The sequence below is a fragment of the Caulobacter sp. GW822-FHT01G02 genome (assembly GCF_058802865.1).
Genome location: NZ_JBXAON010000003.1, coordinates 259,338 through 280,884, shown reverse-complemented (window position 1 = coordinate 280,884; position 21,547 = coordinate 259,338). Strand labels below are relative to the sequence as shown.

The 21,547-nt window shown below is 69.9% G+C and carries 18 protein-coding genes; 7 read left to right on the top strand and 11 right to left on the bottom strand.

Translation table 11 applies throughout. From position 1 onward, the window contains the following. Positions 1–93 precede the first annotated feature (93 nt). The gene (gene pseI, locus AC1RNC_RS10320) at positions 94–1,146 is read left to right on the top strand and encodes a pseudaminic acid synthase (protein WP_492885937.1); all 1,053 of its coding nucleotides are present in this window, start codon (positions 94–96) and stop codon (positions 1,144–1,146) included. Here pseI and AC1RNC_RS10315 read toward each other — a convergent pair. The 7 genes from AC1RNC_RS10315 to AC1RNC_RS10285 form a co-directional block, all read right to left on the bottom strand. Further along, entirely contained in the window at positions 1,143–1,997 is an 855-nt protein-coding gene (locus tag AC1RNC_RS10315) for an SDR family NAD(P)-dependent oxidoreductase (protein ID WP_492885935.1), read from the bottom strand. The two genes, pseI and AC1RNC_RS10315, sit on opposite strands and share 4 nt — an antisense overlap. A 51-nt stretch (positions 1,998–2,048) precedes the next feature. Next, positions 2,049–3,047, bottom strand: a complete 999-nt coding sequence (gene pseG, locus AC1RNC_RS10310; protein WP_492885933.1) for a UDP-2,4-diacetamido-2,4,6-trideoxy-beta-L-altropyranose hydrolase — start codon at positions 3,045–3,047, stop codon at positions 2,049–2,051. A gap of 428 nt (positions 3,048–3,475) precedes the next feature. After that, positions 3,476–4,621 (bottom strand): mitochondrial fission ELM1 family protein, encoded by a 1,146-nt coding sequence (locus tag AC1RNC_RS10305; RefSeq protein WP_492885931.1) that lies wholly within the window; start codon positions 4,619–4,621, stop codon positions 3,476–3,478. A 188-nt stretch (positions 4,622–4,809) separates the two neighbouring features. Further along, positions 4,810–5,283 carry a transcription elongation factor GreA gene (gene greA, locus AC1RNC_RS10300; protein ID WP_492836952.1) on the bottom strand — a complete coding sequence of 158 codons (474 nt, stop codon included), beginning with the start codon at positions 5,281–5,283 and terminating at the stop codon, positions 4,810–4,812. Between the two features lie 148 nt (positions 5,284–5,431). Continuing rightward, on the bottom strand, positions 5,432–6,745 hold the full coding sequence (locus tag AC1RNC_RS10295; protein WP_492885929.1) for a surface lipoprotein assembly modifier: 1,314 nt from the start codon (positions 6,743–6,745) through the stop codon (positions 5,432–5,434). Continuing rightward, complete coding sequence (locus AC1RNC_RS10290) at positions 6,742–7,752, bottom strand: HupA family protein (protein ID WP_492885927.1); 1,011 nt, start codon at positions 7,750–7,752, stop codon at positions 6,742–6,744. Before AC1RNC_RS10290 ends, AC1RNC_RS10295 begins: the two co-directional genes overlap by 4 nt. 88 nt (positions 7,753–7,840) lie before the next feature. Further along, the gene (locus AC1RNC_RS10285) at positions 7,841–8,503 is read right to left on the bottom strand and encodes a glutathione S-transferase family protein (protein ID WP_492885925.1); all 663 of its coding nucleotides are present in this window, start codon (positions 8,501–8,503) and stop codon (positions 7,841–7,843) included. Between the two features lie 112 nt (positions 8,504–8,615). Between AC1RNC_RS10285 and AC1RNC_RS10280 the strand changes: the two genes are divergently transcribed. Next, positions 8,616–10,823 (top strand): methyl-accepting chemotaxis protein, encoded by a 2,208-nt coding sequence (locus tag AC1RNC_RS10280; protein ID WP_492885923.1) that lies wholly within the window; start codon positions 8,616–8,618, stop codon positions 10,821–10,823. Here AC1RNC_RS10280 and AC1RNC_RS10275 read toward each other — a convergent pair. Together AC1RNC_RS10275 and AC1RNC_RS10270 are read right to left on the bottom strand one after the other, a co-directional pair. Beyond that, positions 10,820–13,339: an ABC transporter permease gene (locus tag AC1RNC_RS10275; protein ID WP_492885921.1), complete on the bottom strand. Its 2,520-nt coding sequence runs from the start codon at positions 13,337–13,339 to the stop codon at positions 10,820–10,822. The two genes, AC1RNC_RS10280 and AC1RNC_RS10275, sit on opposite strands and share 4 nt — an antisense overlap. Next, a complete protein-coding gene (locus AC1RNC_RS10270; protein WP_492885919.1) occupies positions 13,336–14,025 on the bottom strand; it encodes an ABC transporter ATP-binding protein in 690 nt (229 codons plus the stop codon). The genes AC1RNC_RS10275 and AC1RNC_RS10270 overlap by 4 nt, the downstream gene beginning before the upstream one ends. A 57-nt stretch (positions 14,026–14,082) precedes the next feature. Here AC1RNC_RS10270 and AC1RNC_RS10265 point away from each other — a divergent pair, with 57 nt between their 5' ends. Both AC1RNC_RS10265 and AC1RNC_RS10260 read left to right on the top strand, forming a co-directional pair. Beyond that, positions 14,083–14,736, top strand: coding sequence for an arylesterase (locus AC1RNC_RS10265; protein ID WP_492885917.1), 654 nt, complete (start codon positions 14,083–14,085; stop codon positions 14,734–14,736). 78 nt (positions 14,737–14,814) lie between these two features. Then, on the top strand, positions 14,815–15,225 hold the full coding sequence (locus AC1RNC_RS10260; protein ID WP_492885915.1) for a hypothetical protein: 411 nt from the start codon (positions 14,815–14,817) through the stop codon (positions 15,223–15,225). On the opposite strand, the gene AC1RNC_RS10255 is transcribed toward AC1RNC_RS10260, so the two are convergent. Next, complete coding sequence (locus AC1RNC_RS10255; protein ID WP_492836942.1) at positions 15,222–15,671, bottom strand: hypothetical protein; 450 nt, start codon at positions 15,669–15,671, stop codon at positions 15,222–15,224. The genes AC1RNC_RS10260 and AC1RNC_RS10255 overlap by 4 nt on opposite strands. A gap of 258 nt (positions 15,672–15,929) precedes the next feature. Between AC1RNC_RS10255 and AC1RNC_RS10250 the strand changes: the two genes are divergently transcribed. The 3 genes from AC1RNC_RS10250 to AC1RNC_RS10240 all read left to right on the top strand — a co-directional run bounded on the left by AC1RNC_RS10250 (position 15,930) and on the right by AC1RNC_RS10240 (position 19,507). After that, positions 15,930–16,718, top strand: coding sequence for a hypothetical protein (locus AC1RNC_RS10250; protein ID WP_492885913.1), 789 nt, complete (start codon positions 15,930–15,932; stop codon positions 16,716–16,718). Positions 16,719–17,214: 496 nt separating this feature from the next. Then, complete coding sequence (locus tag AC1RNC_RS10245) at positions 17,215–17,970, top strand: helix-turn-helix transcriptional regulator (RefSeq protein WP_492885911.1); 756 nt, start codon at positions 17,215–17,217, stop codon at positions 17,968–17,970. Positions 17,971–18,088: 118 nt separating this feature from the next. After that, on the top strand, positions 18,089–19,507 hold the full coding sequence (locus AC1RNC_RS10240) for a S41 family peptidase (RefSeq protein ID WP_492885909.1): 1,419 nt from the start codon (positions 18,089–18,091) through the stop codon (positions 19,505–19,507). 125 nt (positions 19,508–19,632) lie between these two features. Here AC1RNC_RS10240 and AC1RNC_RS10235 read toward each other — a convergent pair whose 3' ends face one another. Beyond that, on the bottom strand, positions 19,633–21,318 hold the full coding sequence (locus AC1RNC_RS10235) for a sensor histidine kinase (RefSeq protein ID WP_492885907.1): 1,686 nt from the start codon (positions 21,316–21,318) through the stop codon (positions 19,633–19,635). Between the last annotated feature and the right edge of the window lie 229 nt (positions 21,319–21,547).

Here is a 21,547-nt window from a genome sequence, read left to right as displayed (position 1 = left end):
CGGCGCTACTCGAAGACGCCCCCAGATCGATTGACGCCTCATCCACTTTTGATGGGTTAAACTGGCGGTGACCACGTTCTCGGGTGATCCGTCATGTCCGCCCCCTTCATCGAAATCGCTGGACGCAAGATCGGCGCCGACTATCCGCCGTATGTGATCTGCGAGCTGTCGGGCAATCACAACGGCAGTCTCGAGCGCTGCCTTTCGATGGTCGACGCCGCCGCCGACACCGGCTGCGACGCCATCAAGATCCAGAGCTACACCGCCGACACCATCACGCTGGACGTCGACCGGCCCGAGTTCAGGATCAAGGGCGGCCTGTGGGACGGGCGCACCCTCTACGAACTCTACGCCGAGGCCCACACGCCGTTCGAATGGCACGCGGCCATCTTCGAGCGCGCCCGCCGGCGCGGGGTGACGATCTTCTCCAGCCCGTTCGACGAGACCGCGGTCGATCTGCTCGACGCCCTGGACGCCCCGGCCTTCAAGATCGCCTCGTTCGAGGCCGTCGACCTGCCGCTGATCCGGTACGCCGCCTCCAAGGGCAAGCCGCTGATCATCTCGACCGGCATGGCCAACCTAGCCGAGATGCGGACGGCGCTGGACACCGCTTTGGGCGCCGGGGCGGCGGGCGTACTGCTGCTGCACTGCGTGTCGAGCTATCCGGCCACGTTCGCCGACGCCAATGTTCGGACCGTCCCCGACATGGCCGCCCGCTTCGGCTGCCCGATCGGCCTGTCGGACCACACGCCGGGCACGGCGGCTTCGGTGGCGGCGGTGTCGCTGGGCGCCTGCGTGATCGAGAAACACTTCACCCTGGCCCGCGCCGACGGCGGACCGGACGCCGCCTTCAGCCTGGAGCCCGCCGAGTTCAAGGCCCTGGTCGACGACACCAAGAACGCCTGGGCCTCGCTAGGCGTGGCGCACTACGACGTGCTGGGCGCCGAGCAGGGCAGCCTGCTCTTCCGCCGCTCGCTCTACGTCACCGCAGACGTGAAAGCCGGCGAACCGCTTTCCCGCGCCAACATCCGCTCGGTCCGCCCCGGCAACGGCCTGCCGCCCGCCGAACTGGACAACGTCCTGGGCAAGACCGCCACCCGCGACATCGCGCGCGGCGAGCCGCTGGACTGGTCGATGGTGGGTTAGATCAGCCCCAGCCTCTTGCCCGTGATCCGGTCCAGGGTCCGCTTGGGCAGGATTTCGGTCATCAGCACCTGCATCGGCGACGGCGAGACGACGTAGCGGACCTTGGGCTTCGTGGCGGTCAGGGCCGTGTGGATGGCCTCGCCGATCGTCTCGGGCGGCAGGCCGGACTTGCCGATCGACAGCATGTAGGACCGTAGGCGCTCCAGGGCGGGAGCGTAGACGGTGTTGGCGTAGCGGGCGGTGTCGGTCTCGTCGGCCTTGTCCCAGATCGGCGTGGCGACCGCGCCGGGGGCGACGACCACGACGTCGACGCCGAAGGGCAGGAGTTCGCGGCGCAGGGATTCCGACAGACCCTCCAGCCCGAACTTGCTGGTGCAGTAGGGGGCCATGAACGGGTTGGCGTTGCGGCCGCCGACCGAGGAGATGTTGACGATGCGGCCAGGCTCCTTGGCCGGCTGCGCGCCGCCGGCCCCGAGCAGGGGCGCGAAGGCCTGGGTGACGGTGACCACCCCGGTCAGGTTGACCTCCAGCTGCTGGCGCCATTCGTCGATCGGCAGGTACAGCAGCGGGCCGGCCACGGCGATGCCGGCGTTGTTGACCAGGCCCGCCAGGGTCGCGCCGGCCAGAGCCCTCTCGACCTGGCGCGCGCCGGCGCGGACGCCCGGACCATCGGTGACGTCGAACACCAGGGGCGTGAAGGCGTCGCCGAACTCAGCCTGCAGCCGGTTGGCGTCGGCCTGTTTCCGGACGCTGCCAAAGACGTGAAAGCCCTTGCCGATCAGCACCTTGACGGCTCCCCAGCCGATGCCGGTCGATACCCCGGTGATCACCACCGATTTCTTCTGCGCCATGTCGCCCCTCCGTTGGTTACGGCCAAGATAGGGGGAGTTGAACGCCGTTCGCTAGAGGGCGGGTTTCGCGAGGGCGTGGATCAGGAAAGCCTCGGCCGTCCACTCCGCGCCCATCCCGTCGCACACGGCGGCGCTGGCGAGCGACAGGGCCGCGCGTTTGTCGGCGTCGGCCAGCAGGGTCCGCGCCGCGTCGACGAAGGCGGCGTCGAACTCCGGCGTCTCGACCGCCAGGCAGGTCGTGACGCCGGCCGCCTCCAGCGCGCGGGCCGCCGCGACCTGGTTGTCGGCCAGGATCAGGGTCAGGGTTGGCAGGGCCAGGACGCAGCGCTCCCAGGTCGTCGAGCCGCCGGCGCCGATGGCCAGGTCGGCGGCCAGGATCAGCTCGGGCATGCGCGGGGTGTCGACGTGCAGCGCCAGGCGCGGGTCGTCGGCGGCCAGGGCCCGCAGGGCCGGCAGGCTGGACGCGCCGCCGCCCAGGACGATGTCCAGCGTCACCGCGCCGACGATCGGGCGCAGCAGGTCGACGACGCGGCCGGTGATTCCGCCGACGTCGGTCAGGCCCAGGGAGACCAGGATCCGGCTCACCGGCGGGCGCTGGGCGCGGCGGGCCAGGGCGGCCTCTCGCAGCGCCGCGAAGGCCGGGCGGACGGGGGCGTAGCCGGGGCCGAGCAGTAGCCTGGCGGTCGGCGGGACGAGACCGGCATAGTCTCGCGCGGTTCGCGCCGGGCCGGAGTCCAGGACCAGATCGGCGGCCAGCGGCCGGTCGGCCAGGTCGTCGATGACCAGGGTCGGGCGGCCCTTGGCCACCGCGCGGTGGTCGGTGGCGGTCAGGGCGTAGCTGTCGAAGACCAGGGCGTCGAAGCCGTCATCGGTCTTGGCCCGGGCCATGTCCGGCGCGAAGGCGTCCAGCACCGTGGCGACTTCGGGCGAGGCCAGGAAGGCGCAGGTCGCGCCGCGCGCCTCGAGGGCCCGCGCCAGGGTCAGGGACCGCATCACGTGGCCGCCGCCGACGCTGGGGCCGGCCGCGCAGACGAAGAGGATGCGGGTCACGGCGTTGACCGCCGACCGTAGGACAGCGCGGGCTCTATCACGCCCGGTCGCGCTGCTTCTTCTCGCGATTGTAGTCACGCATGAAGAACCAGTGAACGCCAAACGCCGAGGCGATGAACACGAGACAGATCAGCATTGATTGAAAGATGGGGGCCATTCAGTCCTCCACGCGGAAAAGAATGTAGTGCAAGGCTCCTTGCAGGGCAACGAAGGCCAACAATGCTCCGGCCACCAGCAGCAGATTGGAATGGCCGGAAACCAAAGGCTGAAGGAGCGACGAGCCCAGAAACGCGATGGCCGCTGCATTGCAGGTCGCCGCCAGCGCCTTGCGCTATTCGTTTCGCGCCGCCTTGCCTGGGCGGGATATCGGCGGCTCAATCATCGCGCGAACATAAAGCGAACATTCGCGCGCTCGCAAGCGGCAAAAATCAGGCTTTCGCTTTTGTCGCGCGAGGCTTCCGCGGCTTCGGCGCGGGTTTCTCGGCGGGCGTTTCCGCGACCGCCTCGACCGTCTTCGCCCGAGGCTTCCGCTTCCGCTTGGGAGCCTCCTCGACGACCGCGACCTCGACCTGCGGCTCCGGGATCTCCACCCCGATCCGCGCCAGCACTTCGCGCGCCGCGCGGTCGGTCTCGTTGACCGGCGCATAGGTCCAGCCGTGGAACGCGCCGCCGTAGGGCCGCGCCGCGCCCTGGCTTTCCAGCTCCTCGTGGAACATGCGGAACTTCAGGCTGGAGCCGTCCATCTTCAGCACGAACACCGGCTTGCCGGTCGAGGCCGCCTCGGTGGCCATGTTGGTCGAGTCCTCGGTGACGAGGATGTAGTCGGCGGCGGCCAGGAAGGCGAAATAGGGGTTCGGACCTTCCCCATCCCAGATCACGCCCGGCAGGTGGCGCAGGCGCGCGGTCATCAGGGCGCGGGCCGGCTCGGGCGTGCGCCGCGAGAAGGTCATCAGCAGCGAGCCGCCCTCCTGCTCCAGCGGGATCTGGATCGAATGGGCGATCTGGGCCGCGCGCTCGCTGGAGAGGTCGAAGGCCTTGGACTTGCCGCCGATCAGCACCGCCACGCGCGGCCGGGGCAGGGGATCGATGACCTCGGCGAAGGCCGCGTACTCGGTCTCGAGCCGCTTGGGCGTCACGCGATGCGGCGAGCCGGTGATCGGCAGGATGTTGTCGCCGGTCAGGCGGTCGTGCTTGGGCGGGATCACCAGGTCGAACATGGTGGCCGGCACGCGCGGGTCCTGGATCTGGACCACGAAGGTCTTGCCGCCGGACCAGCGCTTGGCGCGGATGGAGAGCGGCAGGGTGGCGCGGCCGGCGGCGATCCACAGGTCGGGCCAGTCGTCATCCTTGTTCCGGGGGATGCCGCTTTCTGGCGTCAGCCAGCGCTTGGGCAAGAGGTTCAGCCACCACGGCAGGCGGCCGATGGCGCCGGTCCAGCCCACGCGCTTGACGGTGACCTCGCAAGGGACCAGACGCGCGATCGCCTCCGACAGGCCCACGACCTGGGCCTCGATGCCGGCGCGGCCGTCGGACACGGCCCACACTTTCAAGGGATGTTTCGGCGTTTCGGCCAAGTGGCGTCCCCGGGAACACGCAAACGAAACGAGGCCGCTCCAAGAGCGCGATAGCCGAAAGTGGCGGCCGGTTTCGGCGGCCATCGCGCTCTCAACTAACAGAACTCGGGCCTGCCATACGGCAGGCCCGTTGGGCAGCCTCGCTTCATTGTACTCGATTTATGGCGCGGCTGGGGCGGCGAACCGCCTTACAGCCACTCCACCTTGAGGATCTCGTAGGCCTTGGTGCCGCCGGGCGTGTTGACCTCGACCACCTCGCCGACTTCCTTGCCGATCATCGCGCGCGACAGCGGCGACGACACCGAGATCCGGCCCGACTTCACGTCGGCCTCGTGCTCGCCGACGATCTGGTAGCGGGCCTCGTCCTCGGTGTCCTCGTCGACCACCGACACGGTGGCGCCGAACTTCACCTGCTTTCCCGACAGTTTCGACACGTCGATCACCTGAGCGCGCGCGATCTTGTCCTCGATCTCGGCGATCTGGCCTTCGATCCAGCCCTGACGCTCCTTTGCCGCGTGATACTCGGCGTTTTCCGACAGGTCGCCATGCGAGCGCGCCTCTGCGATCGCGGCGATCACGGACGGTCGTTCGATGGTCTTCAAACGCTTCAGTTCTTCGTCGAGGGTTTGATACCCACCGACGGTCATCGGCACTTTTTCCATTGCGGATTTTAGCTCGGACGCCTTTGGGAGGAAATTCTTCCGGTCGAGGGCGCTCACAACCGGGGGCTGGGAGGATAGGCGCCCAACTCGGTAGACGCAAGGGGGGCGGCGGCGCTTGACGCCAAGCGCGTCTCGACGGACTTGGCGTTCAGAAGTCGCGGGTGAATCCGAACTCGACGCGCTGACGGGCGTAGCGGCCCAGGGCCACGTTCGAGGCCGCGCGCGAGACCGAGACCTGGACGAAAGGAAAAGCGCCGAACACCAGCAGGTCGCGCCGCGAAACGCGGGCCGACACGCCGTATTCCCGGTCGCGGCGGCGAACGCCGAACAGCGCCGAGCGGTCGCCGAACCGCCGGGCCTGGGCATAGGGCTCGATGAAGGCCAGGGTCGAGAAGGGTAGCGGGAGCAGCCGGCCGGCCGCCAGGCGCGCTTCGGCATAGCTTGACGACGCGTCCGTCAGGTCGTGCGTGTCTATCGCCAGGCTCGCGCGCCAGAGCGCCGAGGGGCCGAGGAAGCGCGTCCGGCTGGCCTGTGCGCCATAACTCCAGCCGTCGAAGGCCGGGCCCCGGCGGCTGTCGATATGGTCCAGGTGCGCCGCGCCGTCCCAACGCAGATCCTGGCGGGAATAGGCCTCAAGCGTCGTCCGCAGGCCGGTCCAGGCTTCGAGGGGCGCGCCGCCGAAGCGGATGTCGCGATAGGTCGCCGCCAGGTCCAGGCGCAGATGGTCGTTGACGCGCAGTTCGGGACCGGCCTCGATCGACCATTGCGATTGGTCGAACGTCCGGCCTGGCGCGTCGGTCACGAACAGCGAGCTGCGGGCCCCGAGCGCCAGGCGGCGCGACAGACGCCAGCGACGCTCGATCGAAGCGCCGGCGCTGGCCGAGACGCCGCCCTGGCGGCGCGCCTCGTCGGAGAGGGTGAAGGGCAGGCCGAACAGCTCCACCGACGTGGCGTTGGTCGCGCCGTTGATGTTGCTGTCGGGCGCGATCGAGGCCGAGAACGACAGGCGCAGATCGCGGCGGGCCTCGATCTCCGAAAGGCGGGCGGCGACGATGGATCGGCGGGGCGTGTCCAGCGCGCCCGCCAGCGCCAGGCGATAGGCCAGCGCGGCGGCTCGGTCGCGGCGGGCGGCGAAGTGCAGCTCGCCCAGCTGGAATCGGGCCAGGGCGTCCTTGTCGTCCTGGGTGAGGTGACTTTCCAGCAGGGCGATGGCCTCGGGCTGGCGGCCCAGCCTGGCCAGGAGCTCGGCGCGCAGGCGAACGCCGGCCGGGGTGGCGGCGATGTCCGGACGGGCCTCGATCAGGGCCAGGGCCGCGGCGTGGTCGCCGGCCCGCAGGTCGCGCACCAGGGTGTCGGCGAAGGCGCGGTTGGCCTCGCCCGTCGTCAGCGGCGGGTCGCTGGCCTGGGCGGCGGCCGGCGTCGCGACGGCCAGCGTGATCGCCGGCCAGGCAGCTGGGATCACGGGTTGCGCTTGAGGCCGCCCGCGCCCACCAGCGTGCCGCCAGAGGTGTCCGTCAGCTTGTAGTTCATGCCGATCTCGGCCGGCGCCTGGTTGCGTTCGCCGTAGAAGGCGCCGCTGACGGTCCCCGTGGCGTTCGTCCCCGTGGCCGTCCCATCGAATCGTGGGCCCCAGACCGCGCTGGTCTCGATCGCGGCGGAGAAGTTGAAGTTCAGCTCCTTGGGCGCGAAGGCCGCCGCCCCGGCGGAATCGACGACGTAGAAGTTCGACGCCGATCCGCTGACCGAAGCCTTGGCGAAGTCGGCGGTCAGGGTGAGGTCGCTGAGGGTCGAATACACCGGGCCAGCGCCGGTGACGTAGGACCCGCGCGCGCCGCCGTCGAACTTTGCCGTTCCCGTGGTCGGCAGGCGCGGCTGCTGGAAGCTCTGACCCATGGCGAAATAGGCCGGCGCACCGGTGGCGCCGGGCGTCGCCAGGCTGCCCAGCTGGACATAGTCCAGGCCGCCCTGCAGCACGTTGGTGATGTCGTAGAGGGTCAGGGTGGTCCCGTCACCCGGCAAGCTTCCTCCGGTGACCCCGTCACGGCCGTAGTTGGCCCCGACCCGGATCCGGCCCAGACCGTCGATCTTGGCCAGCGGCGTTTCGTAGTAGCGATAGATGATCCCCGCGCCCGCGTCGTTGGCCAGTACGTACCGGTCGTCGTCGGTCTGAGGGGTCTTGAGGTTGTTCAGGACGGCAAAGGTGAACTTGAAGCCGCCCTGGTCTGCCTGCATCTGCTGGATATTGAACTCGCCCGTCCCGATGCCGCCTTTCGAGCAGGTCAGCGCGTTCGGCGTCGTGGCGCAGTTCGATGAATAGGGCGTGGCCGGCGGCGTCGGCGCCTTGGGCGGGGTCGCGGGCGGGGGCGTGACGGGTGGGGTGACGGGCGGAGAACCGCCGCTACCGCCACCGGCGCAAGCGGACAAGGCCAGAGCCGCGGCCAGAACGACAACCGAACGCATAGGCGACATGAAGAGCACTCCCCTAGGGTTGAGCTATCAAACCGCTGGAAGTTCAGCAACCGCTTCCTCGCCTTTGGAAACGCCCTGGCCCGGCCCCTTACGCGTAGGCGTAGGGCCCGCCCTTCTCCAGCGCGCGCTGATAGGCGGGGCGGGCGTGGATCTTGGCCAGGAAGGCCTTCACGTGCGGGCGGTCGCCCGCCCCGGCCCGCGCCGCGCCGACCTCCAGCGGAAAGCTCATCATGATGTCGGCGGCGGTGAACTCGGCGCCGGCGAACCATGGCGTCTTGGTCAGCTCGGCCTCCCAATAGTCGACATGCGCCTTGAGCTGCGGGTCGACGAAGCCCTGCTGGGCCTTGCTGGAGATCGACCTGACCAGGCCCTTCAGCAGGCCCGGCGCGCGCTCCGGCAGGGCGGTGAAGACCAGCTTCAGCAGCAGGGGCGTCATGGCCGAGCCCTCGGCATAGTGCAGCCAGTAGGTATAGCGCAGCCGCTCGGGACCGCCGGCGGCCGGGATCAGGCGGCCCTGGCCGTAGGTCTCGATGATGTACTCCACGATCGCCCCGGTCTCGGCGATCGTCTTGCCGTCGTCGGTGATGACCGGCGACTTGCCCAGCGGGTGGATCGCCCGCAGCTCCGGCGGCGCCAGCATGGTCTTGGCGTCGCGCTCGTAGCGCTTGACCTCGTACGGAACGCCCAGCTCCTCAAGCAGCCAGAGCACGCGCTGGCTGCGCGAATTGTTGAGGTGATGGACGACGAGCATCGGGCGCTTCCTCATTATGGATAACGTGGCGGGCGAACGATGGTCGCGCGTTCAGCGTTCGGCAAGGTTTAGCTCCTCTTCTCGCTCCCTAGTCGAGTCGGGAGTGCGTAGGATGACCGGAGCGTTCAAGCGGTTGTCTCTGGCGGGAAAGCTGATGGCCGCGGGCGGCGCCGCCCTGGGCGGCTTGCTCCTGGTCGCCTCGCTGTTGATCAGCGTCGGCAGCGGCCAGGCCGTGCGGACCCTGGCCGAGCGCTACGCCGCCAGCCTGACCAGCGAGACCGCCATGGGGGTCAAGAACGACCTCGACGACGCCGACGCGGTGGTCCGTTCCGCCGCCGGCCTGTTCTCGGCCACCTACGCCGCCGGCCAGCGCGACCGCGCCGTCTACATGGCTCAACTGAAGCCGATCGCCACCGCGTCCAAGGGGATGCTGGGCGGCTGGCTGATGTTCGAGCCCGACGCCCTGGGCGACGACGCCGCCGTGGCCGGCAAGGCCGAGCTGGGCTCGACCCCGTTGGGCCGCTTCGTCGGCTACTGGGTGCGCGACGGCGAAACCCTGACCGCTGAACAAGGTGAGGATGGCGAGTTCAACGAGGCCTTCTTCACCACCAGCTTCACCAGCGGCAAGCCGGCGATCCTGGAGCCCTATTCCGACAATGTCGCCGACGGCGGCGCGCAGAAGCAGGTGCTGATGACCTCGATCACCTACCCGGTGGTCGCGGCCGGCAGGACCGTGGGCGTCATGGGCGCCGACCTCGCCTTGGGCGACATCGCCAGCCGCCTCAACGCCCTCAAGCCCTTCGACGATGGCCGCGCCATGCTGGTCTCGCCCGGCGGCGTATGGGTCTCGCACCCCGACGCGGCGTTGCGGATGAAGGCCTATGCCGATCCGGGCCTCGACGTGGTCAAGCGCGTGATGGCCGAGGGCAAGCCGGCCCTGATCCAAGGTGTGAAACTCAATGGCCACAAGGCCCAGCGCCTGGTGGCCCCGGTCAAGCTGGCCTCGGGCGCGACCTGGGCGGTGGTGGCCGATGTGAGCGAGGCGGCCCTGCTGGCCCCGGCGCGCAAGCTGGCCCTGGGCCTGGCGATCGGCGGCCTGGTGCTGCTGGCCGCCGCTCTGTCGGTGCTGGCCATCGCCTCGCGCAAACTGATCGCCAGGCCGCTGCTGGGCCTGCGCGCGGCGGTCGGCGAGCTGGCCGAGCATCGCTATGATCAGGCCGTGGCCGAGACCGACCGCGCCGACGAGATCGGAGCCATCGCCCGGGCCCTGGAGACCCTGCGCGCGGAGCTGGCCAAGGCTCAGGCCCTGCGCGACCAGCAGGACGCCCTGCGCCGCGCCGCCGACGCCGACCGCGACCGCGCCGCCGCCCTGACCCTGTCGATCGACGAGCAGACCGCCGTGGTCCGCCAGGTCGGCGAGGCCCTGGCCGCCGTGGCCGAGGGCGATCTCTCGCGCCGCATCGCCGGTCCGTTCGCGCCGGTTTACGAGCCGCTGCGCGCCGACTTCAACACCGCCGTCCAGAGCCTGGAGCAGGCGATCGGCGAGATCGCCCAGGCCGCCGACGCGATCGGCGCGGCCAGCGACACGCTGAGCCGCTCCTCGACCGAACTGGCCCGCCGCACCGAGCGTCAGGCCCAGGGGCTGGAGCGGGCGTCCGGCTCGCTGAACGCCGTGACCGGGGCCATGGGCGAGGCCGCCGCCGGGGCGGATGAAACCCGCCGCCTGGTCGCCTCCGCGCGCGGCGAGGCCGACGAGGGCGGCGGCGTGGTCGCCGAGGCCGCCCGCACCATGGACGACATCGACGTCTCCTCGCGCCAGATCGGCGACATCGTCGGCCTGATCGACGAGATCGCCTTCCAGACCAATCTGCTGGCGCTGAACGCGGGCGTCGAGGCCGCGCGCGCGGGCGAGGCCGGCCGCGGCTTCGCGGTCGTGGCCCAGGAGGTCCGGGCTCTCGCCCAGCGCTCGGCGGACTCGGCCAAGCAGATCAAGAGCCTGATCGTCCAGTCCAACACCCGGGTCGAGGCCGGCGTGGCGCAAGTCGAGCGCACCGGCGCGGCCCTGCATGGCGTGGCCGGACGGATGGCCGGCATCGACGCCGCCGCCACTCGCATCGCCGCGTCGGTCCGCGAGCAGGCCCAGGACCTTTCGGCGGTCAACGCCGAGGTCGCCGCGATCGAGCGCTTCACCCAGGAGAACCTGGCCATGGTCGACCAGGCGCGCGTCGCGGACGAGGCGCTGGCCGGCGAGGGCGCGCGGCTGATGGAACTGGTTGGACGCTTCCGCCTCGGTGGCTTCGGGACGCGCCGCGCCGCCTAGTCGCCACGCAGCACGGGCGCGGGACGTTGCGACAGCGCCAGGCTGGCGGCGATCAGCCCGCCCAGGGTCGCCAGGCCCGTCGCGCCGGCCAGCAGCGCCAGCACCCCGCTCCAATCGACGCTCCAGCTGGCCTCGAACACCTTGACCACCACCGGCCAGGCGGCGGCGAAGCCGAACGCGACGCCGGCCGCGCCGGCGATCAGGCCCACCGCGCCATATTCGATGACATAGGCGACCAGGATCTGGGTTCGGGTGGCGCCCAGCACCTTCAGCGTCGCGGCCTCGCGAGCCCGGGCCCGCGCCCCGGCGGCGATGGCTCCGGCCAGCACCAGCAGGCCCGCGAGGCCGGCGACCGCCGCCGCGCCGCGCACGGCCAGCGCCAGGCGGTCGAACAGGGCCGCCGCCGCGTCGAGCTGCTCGCGGACGCTGATCACATTGACCCCTGGAAACACCTCGCCGAGCTTGCGGGTCAGGGTCGCTTCCTGCGCGCGGCTCAGGCGGGCGATGGCCACGCTGCGCAGTTCCGCGCCCTCCAGAGTGGCGGGGTTGAAGATCAGGTTGAAGCTGGGGCCGAAGCCGCCGAAGTCGATCTTGCGCAGCACGGCGACCTTGGCCTCGATCTCGCGGCCCAGCACCAGGACGGTGAGGGTGTCGCCGACCTTGAGGCCCGCCGCCTGGGCGATCTCGGCGCTGAGGGCGACCTTGGGCGGGCCAGCGTCGTTGGCGGGCCACCAGCGGCCGGAGACCACGCCGGCGTTCCTCGGCTCCTTCGCCAGCAGCGACAGGCTGAGGTCGTTGTCGAAGGCCCAGCGCTCGGAACTCTTGATGGTCTTCACGTCGACCGGCTTGCCCTTCAGGGCGATGATCCGGCCGGTGGCGAACGGCATCCGCAGATAGGCGTCCTCGCGCAGCGGGCCGATGACGCTGGCCACGGCGGCGTCGAAGGCGGTCGCGCGGTCGCCGGGGATCTCGGTGAAGACCATGGCCGGAGCGGTGCGCGGGGCCACGTCGCTGACCTGGGCCAGCAGCGCCGACTGGATCAGCACCACGCAGGCCAGCAGGGCCACGCCCAGGCCGATGGCCGGGCTGGCGGTCCGCGCCGCCGAGCCCGGACCCGCCAGGTTGGCCAGGCCCAGCTTGACGGGGCCTCGCGTCAGGCCGCGCGCCTTGCCCGCCAGCCAGGCGGCCGAGCGGCCCAGCACGGTCAGCAGGCCAAAGGCGACGGCGACGCCGGCGATCATGATCGCCGCGGCCAGCGGGGTCGGAGCGGTGGCCACGGCCAGGGCGGCCAGGCCCGCGCCCGCGACGACCGCGCCGAGGGTCTCCAGGCCGAGCGGCAGGCGGGCCTTGGGCGCGCGGCGGAACAGGGCCGAGGGCGGCGTGACCCGGGCGCGGGCCAGCGGGACCAGCGAGAAGGCCGCCGCCGCCAGCACGCCGAACAGTCCGGCCTTGGCCAGCGGCCACGGATAGACCTTGAACAGCGCCGGGATCGGCAGGCTCGAGCCGGCCAGCTGGCCCAGCACCAGCGGCGCGACGGCCCCGACCGCCAGGCCGATGGCGACGCCCAGCAGGGCCAGCACCCCGATCTGGATCAGGTGCAGGTCGCGGATCAGCCCGCTCTCGGCGCCCAGGGCCTTGAGCACCGCGATGGCCGGCTCGCGGGTCGACAGATAGGCCGAGACCGCGCCCGCGACGCCCAGGCCGCCGGCCACCAGGGAAGCCAGGCCGATGAAGCCCAGGAAATATTCCAGCTGGTCGATCAGCCGCCGCGCGCCCGGCGCGCTGTCCAGGCGGTCGCGGACCCGCAGGTGGGAGTCTGGCAGCGCGGCCTGCACGGCCTTGCCGAGCGCGCGGGGATCCTCGCTGGGCTTCAGCGCCACCCGAACGGTGCGGCTCGTCAGGCCGCCGGGCGCCAGCAGGCCGGAGCGTTCCAGCACCTCGCCGCGGACCAGCACGCGCGGGGCCATCGAGAAGCCGCGCGACAGGCCGTCGGGCTCGCTGACCAGGCGGGCGCGCACGACCAGGGTCATCGGGCCGGCCTCGAACCGGTCGCCGATCTTCAGGTGCAGGCGGTCGAGCAGCGCCGGTTCGACCGCCGCGCCGGCCAGGCCGTCGCGGTCGGCGAGGGCGGTCGCCAGGTTCGGCGCGCCCTCCAGGGTCACCGACCCGGCCAGCGGGAAGCGGGCGTCGACGCCGCGCAGGCTGACCAGCCGGCGCTCGCCGCTGGGGGCCTGCGCCATGGCCCGCGCCACGGCGGCGTAGGTGGTGACGCCCAGCCTGTCGAAGGCCGCGCGCTCCTTGTCGGTGAAGTCGCGGTTCTCGACCGAGAATGACAGGTCGCCGCCCAGGATCTCGCGCGCCTGGCTGGCCAGGCCCTGACGGAAGGCCTCGGCGGTCGAGCCGGCGGCGGCGATGGCGGCCACGCCCAGGGCCAGGCAGGCCAGGAAGATGCGGAAACCGCGCACGCCCGAGCGCAGCTCGCGGGCGGCCAGGCGGAAGGAGAGGGGGAGGTTCACGAGGCGATGCGCCCGTCGGCCATGCGCACGATGCGGTCGGCGCGGGTGGCGAGACTGGGGTCGTGGGTGACCATGACCAGGGCGGCCCCGACCTCGGCGACCAGGTTGAACATCAGATCGGCGACCGAGGCGGCGGTCGCGCCATCGAGATTACCGGTCGGCTCGTCGGCGAAAAGCAGGGCCGGCCGCGCGGCCAGGGCGCGGGCTAGGGCCACGCGCTGCTGCTCGCCGCCCGACAGTTGGTGCGGATAGTGGGTCAGGCGTCCAGACAGGCCCACGCGACCCAGCCAGTCGCGGGCGGTCGGGAGAGCGTCGCGGGTCCCGGCGATCTCCAGCGGGGTGGCGACGTTCTCCTCGGCGGTCATGTTGGGCAGCAGGTGGAAGGACTGGAACACCAGCGCCGCCCGACCGCGCCGCAGGCGGGCCCGGCCATCTTCGCTCAGCGTCGCCAGGTCCTGGCCGAACAGGCGCACCGTCCCGGCGGTCGGCTCTTCCAGCCCGGCCCCGACCGCGATCAGCGACGACTTGCCCGAGCCCGACGGACCGACCACGGCCACGCGCTCGCCGACGTTCACCACCAGGTCGACGCCGCGCAGGATGTTCACGGGTCCGGCGGAGGAGGGCAGGGTCAGGGCGACGGCGCTCAAAACCAGGGGGGGAACCAGGGGCGAGGCGTCGTCGGTCATGGTGTTTCCTGTAGGGCCGGTCCTTGTTCGGCCGGCAGCCTGACTACATAGGAAGGCATGAGCCTGACCGCACAGCGTTTTCCCAGCCGTCGCCGCATTTTGCTCGGCCTGGGCCTCCTGACCCAGATCGCCGCCGCCCCCAAGCCGCCGGCGAAGCCGCAGATCGTCACCGTCCTGGGCGACTCGATCACCGCCGGCCTTGGCCTGCCGGCGCGCGACGCCATGCCGGCCCAACTGCAGGCGGCGCTGGGCAGGCTGGGGGTCTCGGCCGTGGTCCGGGCCGCGGGCGTCTCGGGCGACACCAGCGGCGGCGGCCTTGCGCGGGTCGGCTTCAGCGTCGCGGCCGACACCCGGGTCTGCGTGGTGGCGCTGGGCGGCAACGACCTGCTGCAAGGTGTCGAGCCGGCCCAGACCAAGGCCAATCTGCGCGGCGTCCTGCGGAAGCTTAAAAGCCGCGGCATCGGCGCGGTGCTGGTCGGCGTCGGCGCGCCGCCGGCCATCGGGGCGTCCTACGCCCGCGAGTTCAACGCCCTCTATCCCAGCCTGGCGCGGGAGTTCGGGGTTCCGCTCTACGCCAACATCCTGGCCGGGGTGGGCGGCCATTCGACCCTGCTGCAGCGCGACGGAATCCACCCCAACGCGGTCGGCGCCAGGAAGATCGGCGAGGCCCTGGCCCCGGTCGTGGCCAAGGCTCTGAAGGGGCGCCCCTAGGTTCCGACATTGACTTGCGGCTATTTGAGGTTGAGCTTCGCGCCCTGGTGTCGATCGCGAAGGGGTGCGACGGAGAAAATGGGTATTCAACCTAAGACCTGGGCCGTGATGGCGGCGATGGGGGTCCTGGCGGCCTCCGGCGCCCAGGCCGAGAACGCCAAGGGCGAGGCGACGCTGGCCAAGATGCTGGAAGGGCGGACCGTTCTCGCCGGGGTCAACTGCCTCGAGACGCGCAAGATCATCACCACCCAGATCATCAACGGCACGGCCATCGTCTACCGTCTGCGCGGCAGTCCGACGCTGTACGTCAACCGGCCGACCGCCGGCCTCGACGACCTGAACTCGAACAACGCGCTGCTCGTCGGCGACACCCCGAGCCTGTGCGAGGGCAACAACCTGTTCGTGGGCGACAACGGCGGGCGCGGCGCGGCCGCCGGCTATACCGGCGGCGTCCGGCTGGGCGAATTCATCCCCTGGGCCAAGAACTAGAGGCCGTCCCGCGGCGCGGGCGGATGGGCCAGCGGCTTCAGGTCGGGGTCCACCCACCAGCGGCGGGCCTCGACCGAGAACAGCCGCTCGCGCGACCAGTGCGTGAGCGGCCAGTTCTTGTCGCCCAGCGGCGTGGCCAGCAGCAGGGCGACGGCCTCGGCGTCGGACGTTCCGGGCGGCAGGGCCGCCTCGAAGGCGCGGATCGCGGCCAGATAGGCCTGGGTGATCGTCTCGTGATAGCCGCTGGTCTCGGTGTTCTGGCCGCCGACCGCGACATTGTAGGTGCGGATCACCCACGGCAGGTCGCGCTCCAGGTTCGCGTCGCGCAGACGGACCAGGCGAAGGGTGGCGGTCAGGTGGGCCGCGTGGGTCCACTGGTCCTTGGGCAGGCTGCGGTCCAGCAGCCCCTCGGCCAGGGCGGCGATCTCGGCGTCGGTGTAGCTCATGCGATCAGGGTTTAGCTGACTCTGTGCAAGCGCGTCAGGTCCATGGCGAAATCTATCGGGATCGACGATCGTCCCGACGCTGACGATCTCAGGGGCCGCTTGCCGGAAGAATGCTGGCGGGGGCTCTCGACCCTAAGCGGACGTTAGGCTTGTCCGCTTCATCAAGCGCAGAGTTGAGGGTGGCGAATGGACTCGCGAGCGAGGCGAGTAGGGTTCCGCTCCTGTGGGTTTGATCACTAAGGTGTAGGAATGAGCTCCATGCGCCACACCTTGGTTTGTTCTGCCTTATTAGCGCTCGCGAACTCTTCCGTGGTGAGTGCATCGCCAGCAAATTGGCAGGACTGTCCCGGTGCCCTGCAGGTCCTGGGCACACTACCGCGTAGCCTTCCCCAATGCATCGCCGCCTCTGGAGCAAAAGCGGCCCATTCGATCCGCTTTTCTCTCGGCGCATCGGTTGGCGAAATGCAACGCCAAGCCACCCTCCCCCTTGAATTCGACCCGTTGCTCACGAGCAATACGCCTGTAGATATCGTCTGGGTCGATGGCAGCCATGAATTCCGTTTCGAAGATGTCGGCGGGGATAACAATTCCGTTCTGATCGCCAGCGTCGATTCTGAGCGGGGAGGCCTGAGCGAATTCAGTTTCGATTGGCAAAACCGACCCATGCGGCTGGACGAAGCCGTTGCCAAGGCGTCGCGCCTTGAGAGTTGGTTGAAGGCGGCAGGGTATCGACCTGTAGAGGAAGCCGCGCCTGTTGAAGACACAGACCTAGCGCGACCTTCATCCTTAGCCCGATCTCCGATGGACTGGGCCAGCGCGAGATCGAGCCTTTTGGACGATGAGAAGGACGTGGCGAGACTCTATCTGCCCCCTCTGCGTAGCTGGGACACCGAGGTCAGCATCTCGCTCGTAAACGCGCGTCGGGAAGCTTTGAATTTCCAGAAAATGAGCGACAGAACTCGTCCGCCAGGTCGCCGAACTATCTTCGATGGAAACGGCGGTTATGAGTGGTTTCTGAAAGTCCTTGTCGGTCGCCCTGAAAAATAGATGTGCTTCTGGCGCTCTGTGGGACGCTGGAATGTCCGATAATCACCCTTCTCGGCTTTTGGGCGCGACCGCTTTTCGGCACCTGCGGGAAACTCTGGGCATCTCCGAGAACGTGCGCGAAACGGTGCGCGGATACGGACGCTGCCGAGAACTATGAGTGGCCGCTGGCAATTTAGCGGACCAAAGACCGGCCGCAACGGGTGGCGAGCATTGCGTTGCAACCGCCGGAACCGAGGCATTGAACAGCGGACAACAGGCTTTCCGTGCTCTGCAATCGCTACTTGAGGAGCTCGTCCCCTACGCATCGCCATTCGCCATTACCTCGGACCATGCTGTGACCGAGCTCACGCCGAGCTGGTCATGTGGCGCCGGGTGAGACCCTGCGGTGACGGACGGGCGCTCGCGGAGATTGAATTATCGCTAGCGACGCCGTAGCGTTTTGCTTTGGCTGGACCGACGTCAAGGCTGGCCGATCAGGCATTTGATGAGGCGAGTCATGAGTCCCCCGCCTGTCTCCGCTCGCGCCAAGGTTTCGCGCTACGCGGCCGGCGTCATGGTAGTCCACAGTCATAACACGCCCAGTCTCACCCTGGTTCTGGACGGTCGCTATGAGGAGACGATCCGGGGGCGCGCCGCCTGGCATGGCCCCGGCGCGCTGCTGTTCTATCCACCGGGCGAGCCCCACTCGCAGCTTTTCGCGCCCGGCGGAGCAGTGAAGCTCGGCCTTTCGCTCCAGGCGCCCATGTTGGACTATCTGGCGGATAACCTGCCGCTGGCCGAAGCGCCGGTCGCCGTCGCGCCGGAGCTAGCGCGCCTGGGCCGCCGCATGGCGCAAGAGATACGGCTGGCCGACGCCTATTCGCGAACGGCGCTCGAGGGCCTGTCTTGGGAGATGATCGCGCTGTTCGGCCGTCATGCCGGGCGTACCGAGGTCGAGGGGGCGGGCAGCGTCGCCATGGCCCGCGACTTCATCGTCGCTCACCTGGATCAGCCGCTGTCGATCGCCCGCTTGGCCGAGCTTTGCGATGTCCATCCGGCTCGCTTGGCCCGGGCCTTCCGCCGCGAGACGGGTGTCGGGCCGGGCGAATACCAACGCGCGCTTCGCCTGCGACACGCTCTGCGCCTGGTGGCCGAGACCGACGCGCCGCTTAGCGAGGTGGCTCTGGCGTGCGGCTTCTGCGACCAGTCGCATTTCTCCCGCGCCTTCAAGGCCGTCTACGGCTGCGCCCCGAAGACCTATAGGCGTGCGTAGAATACCAATTGTCGTTCCCGTCCAAGACCGGGCCTCCACCCAACTATAGGCTTCTGGCGGAGCCGGATGGGGAAAGAGAATGATTCCGTTGCTGAGTGTGGCGTTGGCGTCCGTCGCCTTGACGAGCGCGTCCCCGCCGTATGACGCGGCCGCGTGGCGCGCCGACTTCGTCCAGATGCGCACTGAACTGGAGGCGCGCTATGTGAACCTGGCCTGGATGGGGTCCTATGAGAGCGGCGTCGACGTGCCGTCGATGGTCCGCCGGACCGAAGCGGCGCTGGACTCGGCCCACAGCGACGCCGAGGCTAGCGATGCCTTGCGAGCTTTCGTCGCGAACTTCCACGACGGCCATCTGTCGGAATTGGCCACCTTGGCGCCGTCCAGGACTAAAGCGCCCGAGCCCGACAAGGCGACGCTTAACCCGGACGATCCGATCTCGGGCTGCGCGGCGTTCGGCCATGCCTCGACGGCCAGCGTCGCCTTCAGCCTACCCATGGAAAGCCTTCCCGGCGTCCGCCTGCTCGGCGACGGACAGGACAGCGTGTTTCGCGTCGGCCTCGCCGAGGTTGGCGGCAAGCGCATCGGCTTGATCCGGATCCAGGTCTTCCGCGCGCGAGGGTTTCCCAGAGCCTGCCGTCGCGCCTGGGACAAGGCGCGCGCTGCGGGAACGCCGATCACGCGCGGGGCGATAGGCGAAGCGGCCGGCCATCTGTGGCTCCAGGATTTGGCCGATCAGCTAAAGGCCTTGCGGGCCGCCGGCGCCCAGGCCGTGATCGTCGATGTGGGTAATAACTCCGGCGGCGACGACAGTGGCGATTGGATTCCCCGCCTGTTCGGCTCACGGCCCATTGCCTCGGCCCGCCTGCTGGTCGTCGACGCCCCTTCCGGCGTGACATATCTCGACGAGGAGATCGACGACCTGACTGAAGCGCTGGGCGCCGGACCCGGCCCCAAGGCCAAGGCAGACCTTGAGAAGGCTCTGGCCTTGTTCAGGGCGCGCAAGGCCAGCGTCGGCGCGGCGCCTTGCGATCTGTCTTGGGTCTGGAGCGAGCGGCGCGCCTGGGGCGATCTCACCTGTCGCCGGGTGATCGAGGCCGGCTATGCCGACGGGCCGCTGCCCGGCCTGCCCGCCCACGCCTATGGCGACAAGCGGACAGAGAGCGCCCTGGCGTGGTCAACAGTCGTCCAGGATCTCTACGGCGCATGGCCCGGTCCAGCCTATGTCCTCACTGATCGCAAGACCTTTTCCTCAGCCGAGATGTTCTCGGCGACGATGCGGGACAATGGCGCGGCGAAGATCGTCGGCGTGAGAACCGGAGGCGACGGCTGCGGTTTCATGGGCGACTCCCCGCCGCTGGTTCTGACCCACTCACGCCTACGCTTCCGGGTGCCCAACTGTATTCGTCTGCGCGCAGACGGGACCAACGAGGTCGCCGGCGTCGCGCCGGATCTGCCGGTCATCCCCACCGAGGACGAAAGCGACCGCGCCCGGGCCGCGCGTGTTCTTCAGGCCGTGGCGGCTGACCTGAAGCCTTAGCGGCTGCGAAGCCACCCCAGGCAGACGACGTCCGCCCACCCCCGAACAGACGACCGGAATGTCCGCTGTTCGCGAGGTCGGTGGAGGCTCCCGGCGCAAGGGCGGACCGGCGGAGCTTTCCTTCCTCAGAACGCATTGCTCCACCGCGCCTGTTCGGGCAGCGGCAGGCTGGCTTCGAAGACCAGGCCGTCGGGGCGGAAGTCGAACCGGGCCTGGCCCTTCTGCTCGCGGCGGATCGAGCTCTCGATCAGGCGGGTGCCGAAGCCCGATCGCGCCGGCGGGGTGACCGGCGGGCCGCCGACGTCGCGCCAGGTGAAGAGCAGGTTGTCGGTGACCGGGTCGCGCTTCCAGGTCAGCTCGACCCGGCCGCCCGGCGCGGACAGGGCCCCGTACTTGGCGCTGTTGGTGGCCAGTTCGTGGAACACCATGGACAGACCCACGGCCGTGTGCGGGGCCAGGGCCACCTCGGGACCGGAACGGTCGACGCGCTCGACATGCGCGCCCAGGCTGGCCTCGACCACGGCGGCCATGTCGGCCTCGCGCCAGCCGGTGCGGGTCAGCAGATCGTGGGCGCCCGAGAGCGCGATCAGCCGGTCGGTGAACACCTCGAGCGGCGCGCTCCCGTCCGTGGAATTCGGGATCTTGGCGAAGGTCTGGCGGGCCAGGGCCTGGACCGTGGCCAGGGTGTTCTTCACGCGGTGGTTCAGCTCGTTGATCATCACCGCCTGGCGCTCTTCGCGGGTCTTCAGCTCGCGGGAGGCCTGGCGCAGGGCGGCGTGGACGGCGGCGATCTCCTCCAGGCTGTCGGGATCGGCGGGCGGCAGGGTCTCGCCGCGTCCGATGAGGCGGGCGTCGGAGACCAGGTGGCCTATCTCCTGGTTGATGCGGCGGGAATAGACCACCGACAGGGCGACGCCCAGCACCAGCAGCAGCAGGAAGACGCCGGTTCCCAGGGCCACGGCGCGGTTGACCGTGCTGGCCAGGTCCTCGCGCGGGATGGCCACCACCAGGGTCCAGCCGGTCTGGGGCGAGCGGGTGTAGGCGACCATGGTCGGCACGCCTTCCAGCGAGACGCTCTTGCTGACGCCTTCGGTCGAGTGGCGGAGGTTCTCCTCCATGTCCTTGGAGGCCAGGTGTCCGGTGAACGCCTCGTTCAGCCGCGAGCGGGCGATCACGTGGCGGTGGTTGTCCAGCAGGGTGGCGACCCAGCGGTCGGGCACGCGCTGCTGGCGGAACACCGAGGTGAACGAGGCCGAGTCGACCACGTAGGAGAGGACGTAGAACTTGCCTTTGACGACGATCGGCGCGCCGACCGTGATCACCGGCTTGCCGGCCACGGGGCCGTCCAGCAGGTCCGAGACCTTGCTGCGCCCGGCCGAGAAGGCGGCGGCCTCTTCCCGCGTGCGTTTGACGCGCGGCAGGGGCGTTCCATAGGGCTTCAGCGTGTTGAGCACCTGCTGGCCGTCCTGGTCGGCGACGACGATCCAGCCGGCGCGGCGCTCCATGGCGCGGCGAGCGCGGGCGTCGAAGGCGGCCCAGTCGCCGTTGATCAGGGCCTGGTCGGTGGCCAGGGTCTCGACCACCGAGACGCCCACCGCCGCCTGGCGGTCGACCGCGCCGCTCAGGGCCCGGGCGGTGGTGACCAGCTGTTGATAGAGCCGCCCGCGCGACTCGCGGTCGGCGCCGGCCAGCAGGAAGCCCATCGACAGCAGGGCCGGAACCAGCAGGCTGACAGTCAGGAGCACGAGCCGGCCGCGCACCGAACTGACGCGGCGTCGGCCGCCAAGGCCGCCTCGATCCCGTTCTTCCATGCCTGGACGGACCCGCGATGACGAGCGCCGCGTCGCTCTCCTGGTTTGTATAGCGAAGCGAGTCGCGCCCGGCGTCTCAAAAATCGGACGTCTCGGTTAAAGCGCGCGGGCAAGGCGTGGACGGTTTCGCCGCCCGGACGCGCTTCAGGATCTCAGGCTGAAGCTCTCCAATGAAGGCTCCTGGGGAGCGGCCGTAGCCCAGGCCCGCCTTTGTGCGTTATGAACAGCG

What these genes read in the sequence shown, in the direction of transcription:
- pseI (WP_492885937.1), top strand. Translation starts at nt 94, where the DNA reads ATGTCCGCCCCCTTCATCGAAATCGCTGGACGCAAGATCGGCGCCGAC.
- AC1RNC_RS10315 (WP_492885935.1), bottom strand. Translation starts at nt 1,997, where the DNA reads ATGGCGCAGAAGAAATCGGTGGTGATCACCGGGGTATCGACCGGCATC.
- greA (WP_492836952.1), bottom strand. Translation starts at nt 5,283, where the DNA reads ATGGAAAAAGTGCCGATGACCGTCGGTGGGTATCAAACCCTCGACGAA.
- AC1RNC_RS10290 (WP_492885927.1), bottom strand. Translation starts at nt 7,752, where the DNA reads ATGTCGCCTATGCGTTCGGTTGTCGTTCTGGCCGCGGCTCTGGCCTTG.
- AC1RNC_RS10285 (WP_492885925.1), bottom strand. Translation starts at nt 8,503, where the DNA reads ATGCTCGTCGTCCATCACCTCAACAATTCGCGCAGCCAGCGCGTGCTC.
- AC1RNC_RS10280 (WP_492885923.1), top strand. Translation starts at nt 8,616, where the DNA reads ATGACCGGAGCGTTCAAGCGGTTGTCTCTGGCGGGAAAGCTGATGGCC.
- AC1RNC_RS10270 (WP_492885919.1), bottom strand. Translation starts at nt 14,025, where the DNA reads ATGACCGACGACGCCTCGCCCCTGGTTCCCCCCCTGGTTTTGAGCGCC.
- AC1RNC_RS10265 (WP_492885917.1), top strand. Translation starts at nt 14,083, where the DNA reads ATGAGCCTGACCGCACAGCGTTTTCCCAGCCGTCGCCGCATTTTGCTC.
- AC1RNC_RS10260 (WP_492885915.1), top strand. Translation starts at nt 14,815, where the DNA reads ATGGGTATTCAACCTAAGACCTGGGCCGTGATGGCGGCGATGGGGGTC.
- AC1RNC_RS10255 (WP_492836942.1), bottom strand. Translation starts at nt 15,671, where the DNA reads ATGAGCTACACCGACGCCGAGATCGCCGCCCTGGCCGAGGGGCTGCTG.
- AC1RNC_RS10250 (WP_492885913.1), top strand. Translation starts at nt 15,930, where the DNA reads ATGCGCCACACCTTGGTTTGTTCTGCCTTATTAGCGCTCGCGAACTCT.
- AC1RNC_RS10245 (WP_492885911.1), top strand. Translation starts at nt 17,215, where the DNA reads ATGAGTCCCCCGCCTGTCTCCGCTCGCGCCAAGGTTTCGCGCTACGCG.
- AC1RNC_RS10235 (WP_492885907.1), bottom strand. Translation starts at nt 21,318, where the DNA reads ATGGAAGAACGGGATCGAGGCGGCCTTGGCGGCCGACGCCGCGTCAGT.